The 13605-nt window shown below is 63.7% G+C and carries 12 protein-coding genes; 7 read left to right on the plus strand and 5 right to left on the minus strand.

The window, feature by feature from the left end; all coding sequences use genetic code 11:
* The first annotated feature begins 134 nt into the window (after positions 1-134).
* The gene (locus B3P22_RS07105) at positions 135-470 is read left to right on the plus strand and encodes a tRNA-binding protein (RefSeq protein WP_296270491.1); all 336 of its coding nucleotides are present in this window, start codon (positions 135-137) and stop codon (positions 468-470) included.
* Positions 467-1318: a DMT family transporter gene (locus tag B3P22_RS07110; protein ID WP_275546130.1), complete on the plus strand. Its 852-nt coding sequence runs from the start codon at positions 467-469 to the stop codon at positions 1316-1318. Before B3P22_RS07105 ends, B3P22_RS07110 begins: the two co-directional genes overlap by 4 nt.
* A gap of 8 nt (positions 1319-1326) precedes the next feature.
* On the opposite strand, the gene B3P22_RS07115 is transcribed toward B3P22_RS07110, so the two are convergent.
* Positions 1327-1608 carry a SelT/SelW/SelH family protein gene (locus B3P22_RS07115; protein WP_197856610.1) on the minus strand — a complete coding sequence of 94 codons (282 nt, stop codon included), beginning with the start codon at positions 1606-1608 and terminating at the stop codon, positions 1327-1329.
* Between the two features lie 72 nt (positions 1609-1680).
* Here B3P22_RS07115 and B3P22_RS07120 point away from each other — a divergent pair, with 72 nt between their 5' ends.
* Positions 1681-3867 (plus strand): patatin-like phospholipase family protein, encoded by a 2187-nt coding sequence (locus tag B3P22_RS07120; protein ID WP_296270492.1) that lies wholly within the window; start codon positions 1681-1683, stop codon positions 3865-3867.
* A 50-nt stretch (positions 3868-3917) separates the two neighbouring features.
* On the opposite strand, the gene B3P22_RS07125 is transcribed toward B3P22_RS07120, so the two are convergent.
* The 3 genes from B3P22_RS07125 to recQ form a co-directional block, all read right to left on the minus strand.
* Entirely contained in the window at positions 3918-5960 is a 2043-nt protein-coding gene (locus B3P22_RS07125; RefSeq protein WP_296270493.1) for a FimV/HubP family polar landmark protein, read from the minus strand.
* Positions 5961-6297: 337 nt separating this feature from the next.
* Positions 6298-6729 (minus strand): MarR family transcriptional regulator, encoded by a 432-nt coding sequence (locus tag B3P22_RS07130; protein WP_197856613.1) that lies wholly within the window; start codon positions 6727-6729, stop codon positions 6298-6300.
* A gap of 248 nt (positions 6730-6977) precedes the next feature.
* Positions 6978-9110 (minus strand): DNA helicase RecQ, encoded by a 2133-nt coding sequence (gene recQ, locus B3P22_RS07135; protein WP_296270494.1) that lies wholly within the window; start codon positions 9108-9110, stop codon positions 6978-6980.
* A gap of 172 nt (positions 9111-9282) precedes the next feature.
* Between recQ and B3P22_RS07140 the strand changes: the two genes are divergently transcribed.
* From B3P22_RS07140 to lapD, 4 genes are all read left to right on the plus strand, one after another.
* Positions 9283-9867 carry a YecA family protein gene (locus tag B3P22_RS07140; RefSeq protein ID WP_197856615.1) on the plus strand — a complete coding sequence of 195 codons (585 nt, stop codon included), beginning with the start codon at positions 9283-9285 and terminating at the stop codon, positions 9865-9867.
* Positions 9868-9912: 45 nt separating this feature from the next.
* Positions 9913-10311, plus strand: a complete 399-nt coding sequence (locus tag B3P22_RS07145) for a YbaN family protein (protein WP_275546135.1) — start codon at positions 9913-9915, stop codon at positions 10309-10311.
* Between the two features lie 154 nt (positions 10312-10465).
* Positions 10466-11146, plus strand: a complete 681-nt coding sequence (lapG, locus tag B3P22_RS07150) for a cysteine protease LapG (protein ID WP_296270495.1) — start codon at positions 10466-10468, stop codon at positions 11144-11146.
* Positions 11147-11155: 9 nt separating this feature from the next.
* A complete protein-coding gene (lapD, locus tag B3P22_RS07155; protein WP_296270496.1) occupies positions 11156-13096 on the plus strand; it encodes a cyclic di-GMP receptor LapD in 1941 nt (646 codons plus the stop codon).
* A 49-nt stretch (positions 13097-13145) separates the two neighbouring features.
* Here lapD and B3P22_RS07160 read toward each other — a convergent pair whose 3' ends face one another.
* Positions 13146-13487: a tryptophan synthase subunit beta gene (locus B3P22_RS07160; RefSeq protein WP_197856619.1), complete on the minus strand. Its 342-nt coding sequence runs from the start codon at positions 13485-13487 to the stop codon at positions 13146-13148.
* Positions 13488-13605: the final 118 nt, after the last annotated feature.

Below are 13605 nucleotides of genomic sequence, written 5' to 3' on the forward strand. Positions count from 1 at the left end.
GCTCATGAAGCGCGTCCGGACTTCATTCGGGCTACGGCTGGTGTCGAGAGCCTGGCGACAAAACTCATCACTCCTGCGACAGACAGCTGGCGTCTGCGACACCTAGACTGCGCCGCATCATCGAGGAGTACCCCATGCAAACCATCGAATGGCAGGATTTCGAAAAAGTGCAGCTGCGCGTTGGCACCATTCGCAGCGCCCGTCCCAATGAAAAAGCGCTGAAGCCGGCCTATGTGCTGGAGGTAGATCTCGGCGAACTGGGTCTCAGGACCTCCAGCGCGCAGATCACCGCGCATTACACCTGTGAAGAGCTGGTCGGTCGCCAGGTGCTTTGCGTGTGCAACTTCGCCCCCAAACGCATCGCCGGCGTCCGTTCCGAAGTGCTGGTCACGGGTGTGTATGACAGCGACAACCGAGTGGTGCTCGCCGGCTTCGACAAGCCGCTGGCCAACGGGGCGCGCCTGGTATGACCGAGCGTAACGCCCTACTGGCGATTCACCTGGGTGCACTGCTGTTCGGCCTGTCCGGCATCTTCGGCAAGCTGGCGGCCACCACGCCGAACATGATCGCAGGTGGCCGCGCCTTCTTCGCCGTCATTGCCCTGGCCCTGGCCGCGCTGCTCTGGCGCAGCCGCAACGCGGTTCGCCCGAGTCTGCGGCAGATCGCCCTGCTGGCACTCGGCGGTCTGCTGCTGGGTACGCACTGGGTCACCTTCTTCGAGTCGGTGAAAGTATCCGGCGTGGCCATCGCCACTCTGGGTTTCGCCAGTTTCCCGGCCTTTACCGTGATGCTCGAAGGCCTGCTGTTTCGCGAACGCACCCGCCCTGGCGAGTTCGCCATGGTCGGCGTGGTATGCGTAGGGCTGATACTGGTCACGCCCGAATTCAGCCTGGACAGCAGTGCCACCGTCGGCCTGCTGTGGGCAGTATTGTCGGGTTTTCTGTTCGCCCTGCTGTCGCTGCTCAATCGGGCCAGCACACGTGGCCTCGACCCGGTAAAGGCCGCGCTGTACCAGAACATCACCGTGCTGCTGTGCTTCCTGCCGCTGGCCTGGCCAATGCTACCCAGCGTGCGCCCGGTGGATTGGCTATGGCTGGCCATGCTCGGTATCTTCTGCACGGGGCTGGCGCACAGTCTGTTCGTTGCCAGCCTGCGCGTGCTCAAGGCGCGTACCACAGCGGTGATCTTCGCCCTGGAGCCGGTCTATGGAATTCTGTTCGCCTGGTGGCTGTTCAGCGAGCAGCCGACATTGCGCATGCTGGCCGGCGGCGTACTGATCGTCAGCGCCATTTTCGTTTCGGCACGGATGGCGCGCTGAACAGAGGTTTAACGGTCGTTATGACCCAGATCGCGACCGGGATCGATCTGATCGCGCACCCGCTGCTTGAGCACCTTGGCCTCGGGGAAGCCGCCATCGGCCTTGCGCTCCCAGATCTGCTGGCCATCGCAGAGAATGCGAAACACCCCGCCGGTACCGGGCTCCAGGGCCACCCGCGCCAACTCATCGGCAAAGGTGCTGAGCAGCTCCTGAGCCAGCCAGGCGGCGCGCAGCAACCACTGGCATTGGGTGCAATAGGTAATGACGATTTCCGGCTTGTGATCAGGCATGGCATCGGCTCTACAGTGGGGCTTGGTGCCTATAATAGCGGCCTTTGTCCCTGCTCCCTGCCGGAAACTGCCATGCGTCGCCTGCTCGTTTCACTGATCTGCCTGTTCGCCCTGTCCAGCCTGCCCGCCATCGCAGCCGAACGCGTCGGTCTGGTGCTGTCGGGCGGAGCCGCCCGCGGCCTGGCGCACATTGGCGTGCTCAAGGCGCTGGAGGAGCAAGGCATCCGCATCGACGCCATCGCCGGCACCAGCATGGGCGCCATCGTCGGCGGCCTGTACGCCGCCGGCTATTCGGTGCCGGAGCTGGAACGACTGGCGCTGGAGCTGGACTGGCAGCAGGCGCTCTCCGACTCACCGCCGCGCGAGGACGTGCCCTTTCGCCGTAAGCAGGACGACCGTGATTTCCTGATCAAGCAGAAGCTCAGCTTCCGCGATGACGGCAGCCTGGGCCTGCCGCTGGGCGTGATCCAGGGCCAGAACCTGGCGCTGCTGCTGGAGAGCCTGCTGGCGCACCGCAGCGCCACGCGCGACTTCGATCAGCTGCCTATCCCCTATCGCGCCGTCGCCACCGATGTGGTCACGGGTGAGCAAGTGATCATGGGCACCGGCCACCTGCCGCAGGTGATGCGTGCCAGTATGTCGATTCCCGCGGTATTCGCCCCGGTGGAGGTGGATGGCCGCCTGCTGGTCGACGGCGGCATGGTCAACAACGTGCCGATCGATGTCGCGCGGCAGATGGGCGTCGATCACGTCATCGTCGTCGACCTGGGCATGCCGCTAAAACCGGCCAAGGAGCTGCTCACCGTGGTCGACGTGATGAACCAGTCGATCAATCTGATGATGCGCAAGAACTCCGAGGAACAGCTACGCACGCTGACCACCGACGATGTGCTGATCCAGCCACCGCTGGCCGGTTTCGGCGTCGCCGACTTCAACCGTGGCGAGCAGATGCTCGATGCCGGTTACCGCGCCACGCAGATCAAGGCCGAACAGCTGGCGCGCCTGCGCACCAACGGCGCCGGCAGCCCGGCGCTGGCCATGGCGCGCACCCGCGAGCAGCGCAATCCGGTCATTCGCGAGATCCACGTGGAGAACGACTCGAAGGTCGGCGACGCAGTGATCCGCCGGCACATCCGCCAGCCGTTGGGCGAGCCGCTGGACATGGATCGCCTGCAAAAGGACATGGGCACGCTCTACGGCCTGGACTACTTCGAACGCGTGCAGTACCGCGTAGAGCCGCTGGACACGCGCGGCAGTGCCCTGGTGATCGATGCCAGGGGCAAACGCACCGGCACCGACTACCTGCGCCTGGGGCTGAACCTGGCCGACGACATGCGCGGCGACAGCGCCTTCAACATCGGCGCGAGCTACCGAATCAATGGTATCAACGAACTGGGCGCCGAGTGGCTGACGCGCCTGCAACTGGGTGATCGTCAGGAGCTCTACAGCGAGTTCTACCAGCCACTGGACGCCGGCTCACGCTACTTCGTCGCGCCGTATCTGCTCGGCGAGGCGCAGAACGTCGAATCGATCCTGGACAACGACCCCATCGCCGAGTACCGCCTGGAACGCTATGGCTATGGCCTCAACCTGGGCCGACAAATCGCCAACAACGGCGAAATCCGCTTCGGCCTCGGCCAGGCCTGGGGCGAGGCGGACGTGCGCGTCGGCGAACGCGACCTTCCCAGCTTCAGCTTCAGCGAGGGTTATTACGAGCTGCTGTACTCCTTCGATACGCTGGACAACCTCGACTTCCCACGTACCGGTGAAGACATCGGACTGATGCTACGCAAGTATGACCGCGGCCTGGGCTCGGACGACGATTATCGCCAATGGCAGCTGAAGCTGGACAAGGCCTACAGCCACGGGCCCAACACCTGGCTGTTCGGCGGACGCTATGGGCGCACCCTGGATCAAGCGCAGGTGGTCACCTCGGGCTTCATCCTCGGTGGTGCGCAGGAGCTTTCAGGTTTTCGTCAGGACTCGCTGAGCGGCCAGAACATGGCATTGGCGCGGATGGTTTACTACCGGCGAATGACGCAAACCTCGCTGCTGCCGCTGAACTTCCCGCTGTACTTGGGCATGTCGCTGGAGCGTGGCCGCGCCTGGAACAACGACAACGCCTTCGACAGCGGCTACATCAATGCGGCCAGCGTCTTCCTCGGCCTGGACACTCCGCTGGGCCCGCTCAACTTCAGCTACGGCTTCAACGACGAGCGGGAAAAAGCGCTGTATCTGAACCTGGGCAAGAGTTTCTGAAACGACGAGGCCGCGCAGATGCGCGGCCTCGTCGGGAGCAGCAGGGTCGATCAGGCGATTTTTTCCAGCAGCTGGCGTGCGGCCTTTTTCTGCTCGTCGTCACCATGGTCGATCACCTCATTGAGGATGTCGCAGGCGGCAGCGATATCACCCTGTTTGATGTAAGCCAGGGCCTGGTTGAGCTGGGTCATGTGCTCGGGGTTGCCTGCCAACTGATCGATATCGCCCTGCAGCGCTGCGGTGGCATCGGCGTCGCCAGCGAAGGTGTCGAGGAAGTTGTCGTCCACTTCGTCGCTCAGCACCATTTCCATCTCGCTGAAGGCGCTCAACTGCTCGTCCTCATGGTGCAGTTCGAACACCTCGGGCAGCTCCTGCAGGTTGCTGGCGAACGACGAATCGAACTCCGGCTCGGCAGGTGCCTTGGACTTGGCTTTGGCCTTGGCCGGGAACGGGCTGACCAGATCCCAGTCGGCGTCCAGCGACAGGTCATCGAGGTTGAGCTGGAAATCGGTTTCTGCCACGGGCTCGGCCATGGGCTGCGGCGCAGCGACAGGCTCGCTCGGCGCCTGCTGCGAGGCCTGCAGGCTCGGATGACGGGCCTTGAGCGCGTCGATACGGGCAGCGTCGAACGCCTCGGCACGCAGCACCGCCTCTTCACGGGCGAAACCCGCGCCATCGCCCTGCATCGCCAGAACTTCCAGCAGACGGAAGCGCAGATCACTGCGTTGCGGTTGCTGAGCCAAAGCCTTGCTCAGCTCGCCACGCGCCTCGCTGATACGCCCATAGGCGATGTAGACATTGGCGGCCTCGAGCGGGTCGACTGGCCCTGGCGCACGTGCGGGAGCCGGGGAAGGCACCACCTTGGCCACCGGCGCAACGGCTACCGGAGCGACGACCGCAGCACCTTGAGCGCGGACAGGTGGCTGCGGCTGTGGCGCCTCGGTTTTGGGCTGAACCTGCACCACCACCGGCTTGGCTTTTTCGCCACGCCGCCGAGTGGCCCAGAACAGAGCGCCGAGCAACAACAGCAAGCCGATACCGCCAGCCAGCAGCGTCGACCACCAACCGCGCTCCGCTGTCACCGGTTCCTCGACAGTTACCGGCGCCGTGGCAACGGACTCGGCGACCGGCTCGACCGGTGTACGCGCCGCCAGCTCAGCCAACTGAGCGTCCTTCTGCGCCAGTTGCTCCTGTAACTGCTGCAGTTGCACCTGCAACTGCGCCAATCCTTGTTGAAGCTGCTGGTTTTCCGCAGCCTGATTGGCCAGCTCCAGCTCGACCTGGCGCTGCTTCTCTTCCAGTTGCAGCAGGCTGTCGGCTTGTTCCGGCGCAGGCTCCACGGAAGTCGCAGGTGCGCTGACCGGGCCTTCGGCACCGCTCTGTGCGGCAACGACAGGGGGCGCGGCTGATGCTACCGGAGCGGCCGTTGGCGCCGCGGCGCCGCTGCGAGCGGCATCCGGCAGCAGCAGATCGGCGCCAGCTTGCAAGCGGCTCGGGTCACCGCCAGCGAAGGCGTTCGGGTTGAGCGCGACGATGCCTTCCATCAGTGCCTGCTGGGTCAGCGTGCTGCCCTGTTCACGCAGACGCGCGGCAATCAGCCAAAGGCTGTCGCCGCGCGCGACCTGATGACGATGGCCCGCCGCTGCGCTCGGTGGCGCGACGGTTCTGACCGAAGCAGGTGGAGTCGCAGCTGGACTGGGCGTTTGCGCTGCAGGCGCGGCGCTCGACGCAGCCACCACGGAGGTATAGGCCGAGGAGCCCGGCGGATCGAGCAGTACCGTGTACTCACGCAGCAGCTGGCCATTGGGACGCGCCACTTCGACGATGAAATTCAGGTACGGCTCGCGCACCGGACGGCTCGAGACCACGCGGATCACGCTGCGCGAACCGCGCAGAAGCGGCGTGAAGCGCAGATCATTGAGAAAGTAGAAACGTTCGACACCCGAGCGGTTGAACACATCGGCAGGCGCCAGGCCGACGCGCAAATCCTGCGCGCCCAGATCCCCTACTTCGAGCAATTCGATTTCGGCTTCGAACGGCTGATTCAACGCCGAGTGCAGCGTGATCTCACCCAAACCGAGCGCCGGTGCCATCCCCGAATACAGAGCAGACCCCGACGCCAAACCCAACATTAACTGACGCACCCGAGCCATGTGACCTCCAGGGTTATCCGGCTCGAACGCCACCTCCTCGACTTGCTGTCGAGCTTGCCTTGACCGGGAGGTTGGCGCCCTTGAAAGTTTCGAGAGCGCTCGACAAGGCCCTTGTCGAAGTCGTCTCGAATAGCATTATGGCTACTAAGTCACAAAGTAGCGGTTTGGGCGCGAGTTTGCCGACGAAAGCAGGGTGCTATCAAGCTCAATCAGTCAAAAGTTAGGCACAAAATGCCGACACACAAAAAAGTGATCGCAAATTTGACAGCACCTGGGGTCACTTGACCAGGTTGCCAAGCACGCGAGCATGTACCTGCTGACAGCGGCGCAGATCATCCTCATCGATACCGGCGAAGACTTCCTGGCGCAGCTGGGTGGAAATCGCCTCGATCTTCTCGATCAGCGGCTGCGCCTTGGCCTGCAGGGCAATTTTCTTGGCGCGGCGGTCTTCGGGTACCGCCACACGCGTTACCAGGCCCTGGCCTTCCAGGCTGTCGAGCAGACGCGCCAGGGTCGGCCCTTCCACACCGACGCTTTGCGCCAGCTCGCGCTGAGTCGGCATTTCGGTAAAGCGCGCCAGGTGCAGCAGCACCAGCCAACGTGCCTGGGACAGGCCCAGGCCAACCAGGCGTCTATCGAGTTCGGAGCGCCAGGCACGTGACAGCTGGGCGACTTGCATGGCAAAGCGGTGTTGATCGGGGTAAGACATGGGCTAGCGGGCTCACATAAAGGTCAAAAACTAATTATTAGCTAGCTAGCCATAACCCGATGCGCACGGCAAGCGCAGATTGCGCCACGAGCGTTGCAGAATGCGACTGAATACCCTGGGGTTCTGGTTGTGCGCGATACCTGGGTTCATGCCAGGCGGGCGGTTGGGGCCGGCTCTGCTCTGGCCATCTATCGCGCGCAAGCAAGCCATGCCTTGCCTTGCCCGGCGCGACAGCAATACCCCTTGCGTTAGAGCTCGAACTCGGCCTGAAGCGCCGCGCGTACGCAGTAGAGCACTGCCTCGTCGACACGGCCGGCGAACAGCGGGGCGATCTCGCTGACGGCGGGTAGCTCGCCCTCGCCGTCAAGAAAGGTCTCCTGGATCTCGCTGAGGAGTTCTTCTGGCAGGTCCAGCGCCTGTTCGAGCGTCAACTGCTGCTCGGCGATGGCCTCGGCCAGCAGGCTATAGACGTTCTTCTCGCTGCAATTGAGCTGCCCGGCGATCTGCGCGGGCGTCATGCCGGCACGTGCCAGGCTGACCAGTTCGTGGCGCAGATCGGCTACCGGAGCCGGCGCATCGTCCGCGGCGGCGCCGTTGAGCACCTCCAGAAACGCCTGACCGTAACGCTCCAGCTTGCGCGCGCCCACACCGCTGACCTCGGCCATGTCGCTCAGCGAGCTGGGCTGGCTGCGCAACATTTCCAGCAGCGTGGCATCGGGGAAGATGACATAGGGCGGTACGCTGTGCTCCTCGGCCAATTTGCGCCGCAAGCTGCGCAGGGCTTCCCACATCTCCCGCTCGTGGCCACGTACCAGTTGGCTGGCGGCGCTGCTGGAGGCCTTGGCCGCCTGAGCCGGTTTCGGTTCGCGGCGCAGTTGCAGGCTGACCTCACCACGCAGCAGCGGCCGGCAGCTCTCGTCCAGACGCAGGCCACCGAAGCCTTCCAGATCGACATCGGCCAGGCCTCGGGCGACCAACTGGCGGAACAAGGTGCGCCATTCGACCTCGGAAAAGCCCTTGCCCACGCCGAACACCGCCAGGTGCTGATGGCCGGCAGCGCGGATCTTCTCGTTGTCGCGGCCGAGGAGGATGTCCACCAGATGGCCGACGCCATAGCGCTGGCCACTACGGTAGATGGCCGACAGCGCCTGACGCGCCGGCTCGGTGGCATCCCAGGTCTCGACGCCGTCGATGCAGTTGTCGCAGTGCCCGCATGGCTGCGGTAGCTCCTCGTCGAAATAGGCAAGCAGCGCCTGGCGACGGCAGCGTGTCTCCTCGCACAGGGCGAGCATGGCATCGAGCTTGTGCTGTTCGATGCGCTTGTGGCGCTCGTCACCTTCGGAATTGGCCAGCATCTGCTTGAGGAAGATCACGTCCTGCAGACCGTAGGCCATCCAGGCATCGGCCGGCAGGCCATCACGGCCGGCACGACCGGTTTCCTGATAATAGGCCTCCAATGACTTGGGCAGATCGAGGTGGCAGACGAAGCGTACGTTGGGCTTGTCGATGCCCATGCCGAAGGCGATGGTCGCCACCATGATCAGGCCTTCCTCGTTGAGAAAGCGCTTCTGATGGTAGGCACGCAGTTCGTTGGGCAGGCCGGCGTGATAAGGCAGCGCCGGGAAACCCTGGCTGCTGAGGAAGTCGGCGACCTCCTCGACCTTCTTGCGCGACAGGCAATAGACGATACCGGCATCGCCCTTGCGTGCAGCGAGAAAGCCGAGCAGTTGTTTGCGCGGCTGATCCTTGGGCTGGATGCGGTAGAAGATGTTCGGCCGGTCGAAGCTCGACAGGAAGCGCTCGGCGTTATCCAGATGCAGGCGCTGGACGATCTCTTCGCGAGTGCGCTTGTCGGCCGTGGCAGTCAGGGCAAGGCGCGGCACCTGCGGGAACAACTCGGCAAGCTGACCGAGCTGCAGGTATTCCGGGCGGAAATCATGGCCCCACTGCGATACGCAGTGCGCCTCGTCGATGGCGAACAACGCAATGTCCAGGCCTTGCAGAAAGCTCAGCATACGTGGCTGCACCAGGCGCTCAGGCGCCAGGTAGAGCATCTTGATCTGCCCGCGGCGAATACGGTCGGCAATCTCGCGCTGCTCGTCGACGCTCTGCGTGGAGTTCAGCGCCACCGCTGCCACACCCAGTTCGTCGAGTGTCGCCACCTGATCGTCCATCAGCGCGATCAGCGGGGAAACCACCACCGCCAGACCGTCGCGCATCAAGGCCGGCACCTGATAGCACAGCGACTTGCCGCCGCCGGTGGGCATCAGTACCAGCGCATCACCGCCTGCCGCCACACGCTCGATGATCGCGGCCTGGTTGCCGCGAAAGGCGTCGTAGCCGAAAACGTCTTTGAGAATGCGCAGGGCGTGGTCAAGCATGAAGGCCTCCAAATCGAGCCGCGCATTATGCCGCAGGAACGCCCCGAACAGGGCGCCTACCGGTCCGAAGCCGCTGAATCGCCTCTTGCAGAGCGCCTATGCTGGTCGCAGAGGCGGCGGTGAACTAGAATCCAACCTCGTTTATCTTCCCAAGCCTCAAGGTAACCCCACGATGTCCTTCGCTGAGCAATTGTCCCGCCTGCAAGCCTTTCTCGATGCCGATGAGTTGCACGAAGAGGCGTTGGACTACGTGGCCGCCCACGGCTATCTCACCGCCCTGGCGATCTGCCCGGACCAGGTGCCGGAGCGCGAGTGGATCGATGCACTGTTCGCCGAGCCGCCGCACTACCGCAGCGACGCCGAGCGCGAAGAGATCGAAAACACCCTTATGCACCTGAAGGCGCATATCGCGCGTCAGTTGGCTGGCGAAGAAGAGCCCGAACTGCCTTGCGACCTGGACCTTGGCGACGAGCCGGACGACTCCGACCTGCGCGGCTGGTGCATCGGTTTCATGGAAGGCGTATTTCTGCGCGAAGCCGTGTGGTTCGAGGATGCCGAGGACGAAGTCAGCGAACTGCTGCTGCCGATCATGGTCGGCTCCGGCCTGTTCGACGAACAGCAGGAATTCGCCGAGATCGCCCGTGACCGCGACCTGGTGGACAGCATGATCGACCAGATTCCCGAACTGCTCACCGCCCTGTTCCTCCTGTGCCAGGCGCCGGAAGAAAAGCCCGCGCTGCTCAAACCCCGTCACTGACCACTCAGGCCGGGGCGCTGCCCCGGCTGTCGCCAAGATCAGCCCATGCCGCGTGACTTCCAGCCAAGCCGCCATCGCAGTGTCCGCTATCTGCTGCTGGGCATCGGCTGGCTGAGCGTGGCGCTCGGGGTGATCGGCATCTTCCTGCCGGTGCTGCCGACCACACCTTTTCTGCTGCTGGCCGCCGCCTGCTTCATGCGCAGCTCACAGCGCTTCTATCTGTGGCTGGTCGAGCACCCGCGCCTGGGGCCGTGGATACTGCCTTATCTGGATGGTGAGGGACTCCCGCTCAAGGCCAAGGTTTACGCGCTGACGCTGATGTGGGTGAGCATCGCCTTCTCCTGCTATCTGGTGCCCCTGCCTTGGGCCCGAGCCTTCATGTTGACCAGCGCGGTGCTGGTCAGCATCTACATCCTGCGCCAGAAGACCCTGCCCAGCCCCTGAGTGCGGATGCAATCCTGGGGTGAGCTGACCTGATTCTCCTGACTACGGCACGCTTTCGACAGCCTTTTGACACCGCGTTCCTTCCCAGCGAAGCGGCCGGCAAAAAGTCGACGCCTCGCCTAGACTTCGACGATCAGGCACTGAGACTCGACCCATGCGACGGCTGCGCATTCAGCGATGGCGGTGGCGGCTGCTGATCCTCTGGATTGGCGGCGGGTTGCTGGCCGCTCTGTCCCAGGCGGATTGGGACTTCGCCCTGATCGTCAAGAATGCCGAGAACCGCTACGGCAACCTCGGCCCAGCGCGAGCACGCCTGCTCGACTGGGAAGAACTGATCAAGACCAGCGCGGCGCTGCCGGAGTCCGACAAGCTCAACGAGGTCAATCGCTTCTTCAACCGCAAGGTGCGCTTCGTCGACGACATTCAGCTGTGGCAGGTAAACGACTACTGGGCCACTCCCGTGGAAATGCTGGTCAAGGGCGCCGGCGACTGCGAGGACTACTCCATCGCCAAATACTTCACCCTGCGCCGCCTCGGCATTCCCAGCGAGAAGCTGCGCATCACCTACGTCAAGGCGCTGAACTACAACCAGGCACACATGGTGCTGACCTACTACGCCAGCCCAGGCGCAGAGCCGCTGGTGCTGGACAACCTGATCAACGACATCCGTCCTGCGTCGCAGCGCAAGGACCTGCTCCCGGTCTACGCCTTCAATGCCGAAGGTCTCTACCTGCCCGGCTCCAACACGCGCAAGAGCGACTCGAAGAAGCTTTCGCGCTGGCAGGACATCCTGAAAAAAATGCATGCCGAAGGTTTCGCCGTGGGCGAAGGCTAGGAGGAAGACATGTCCCTACTCAAACAGCTGTTCCTCGCCATCTGCCTGTTTCTGGTCGTGGCCTTTACCGGCAGCTTCATCGCCAGCGTCGAGACCTCACGCGAGCAGCTGCTCAGCCAGCTGCGCTCCCACGCGCAGGACGCCGCCACGGCGCTGGGCCTGTCGATGACGCCCCATGTGGACGACCCGGCCATGCTCGAGCTGATGGTCAGCTCGATCTTCGACAGCGGCTACTTCGCCAGCATCCGCGTGGTGAGCATCCCTGAGAACAATGTGCTGGTCGAACGCAGCACCGAGGTGCGCGCGGAGAATGTCCCGCAGTGGTTCGTCGATCTGGTGAGCCTGGAACCTGAAGGTGGCGACGCCCTGATCATGCGCGGCTGGGAACAGGCCGCGCGGGTCGAAGTACTCAGTCATCCGCAATTCGCCCTGGCCAAGTTGTGGGACGGCGCCATTGGCAGCCTGCTCTGGCTGTTGCTGTGCGGCCTGGTCAGCGCCGTGCTCGGCGGCTGGCTGCTGCGCACCCAACTGCGCCCGCTGGACAACATGGTGCAACAGGCGCAAGCCATTACCCGCCGCGAGTTCCTTACCCTGCCCCGCGTGCCACGTACCCCGGAGCTGAAACGCGTGGTCCTGGCCATGAACCAGATGGTCGACAAGCTCAAGACGCTGTTCGCCGAAGAGGCCGCGCGCAGCGAAAAACTGCGCGAGGAGGCTTATCAGGACAGCCTGACCGGCCTGGCCAACCGCCGCCAGTTCGATATTCGCCTGGGCAATCAACTGGTAGTCAACGAACAGAATGCCGAGGGCTATCTGCTGCTGTTGCGTGTAAACGATCTCGGAGGACTGAATCAGCGCCTGGGCGGGCAACGTACCGATGCGCTGATCAGCGCCCTCGGTGAGCTGTTCAAGCGCCTGCTGGAAGCGCCAGGGCGCAGCGAATGGCTGGCCTCGCGTAGCCGCGGCGGCGAGTTCGCCCTTCTTGCACCGGGTTTGAACAGCGATAACGCCGATCGTCTCGCTGAAGAGATCAGCGAACACCTGAACAACCTGCGCCAGACCGGCGCCAGTGACTGCAGCCCCGTGGCCCACCTGGGTATCGCGGCATTCCGCCCAGGCGAGGCCTCGGCCAGCGTGATCGGCCGCGCCGACCAGGCGCTGGCCCAGGCCCAGAGCAATGCAACACGCAGCTGGGAGCGCCTCGACGACTTCACCGCGCAGAGTGGTCAGGGCCTGCACGACTGGCGCGGCTGGATCGACGATGCACTCAACCAGGGCAAGTTGCAGCTGTACTTCCAGCCGGTGGTGGAATGCGTTTCCGGCCGGCTGTTGCAGCGCAAGGTGCTGGCGCGCCTGCTTGACCCGCAGGGCGAAGCCATCGCCGCCGGGCGCTTCCTGCCGTGGATCGAACGTCTCGGCTGGAGCGCCCGATTCGACCTGGCGATGCTCGAGCACGCCCTCACCCACCTGGCTCAACACGCCGAGCCTCTGGCGCTGAGCCTGTCCGCCGCGACCCTGCGCGAACCTGCGCAGCGGGAAAGACTGCTCGCCCTGCTTAAAAGCCACCCCGAGCAGGCGAGCCTGCTGACCCTGGAAGTGGACGAGCGTCACCTGCCACCCCCAGCAGAACTGGAGAGCTTGAGTCAGAACCTGCGTGAAATCGGTTACGGGCTGGGTTTGCAACACTTCGGCGGGCGCTTCAGCCTGATTGGCAACCTGACCCACCTGGGCCTGGCCTATCTGAAGATAGACGGCACCTATATCCGCGCCATCGATCAGGAGAGCGACAAACGCATGTTCATCGAAGCGGTATTCCGTGCCACCAACAGCATCGACCTACCGTTGATTGCAGAGATGGTGGAAACCCAGGGCGAGCTCGAGGCGCTCACCGAACTGGGCATACACGGCGCCATGGGTCGCTTGATCGGCGCACCGACGCCCTGGCAGTGAAGGGGTTTAGCGCCTGTTCAAAAGCCTGTCGGGCGTTACCTCGCAGCGGTTACACAAGGTTGTGTTCGTCGTCACCGAGCAGACCGCTCAAGCCTTCGATCTCGGCCCGAGCAATGGCGCGTTGATCGAGCTTCTGCCGCGCAGCCTCGGGCAGATCGGTGTAACGGATCACGCCACGCTCGACCAGCACGCTGACGACGTCCTCGAGTACGCGCACCAGTTCCAGATCGGACTGTTTCAGGCTATCGAGGCGAGCCTTGACCTCTTCCTTGGCAGCCAGCCAGTTATGCAACTCCTCGCTCTCGACCGCCAGGTTCTCCGTCATCCCCTCGAAGGGTTCATGCTCAACCCGTAACAAACGCCCAGCCGCGTCGCGCTGTACGTAAACCATCGCTGCCTCCAGCAAACGCCATAAAAAAGCCCGCTACCGGAACGGGTAGCGGGCTTACTCTAGTTGAGAGCTCCGGCTAAGGAAACTCTGATCGGTATTTCCGCTTGTCTGAGGAGCC

Source organism: Pseudomonas sp. UBA6323, from assembly GCF_002439135.1.
Taxonomy (GTDB): Bacteria; Pseudomonadota; Gammaproteobacteria; order Pseudomonadales; family Pseudomonadaceae; genus Aquipseudomonas.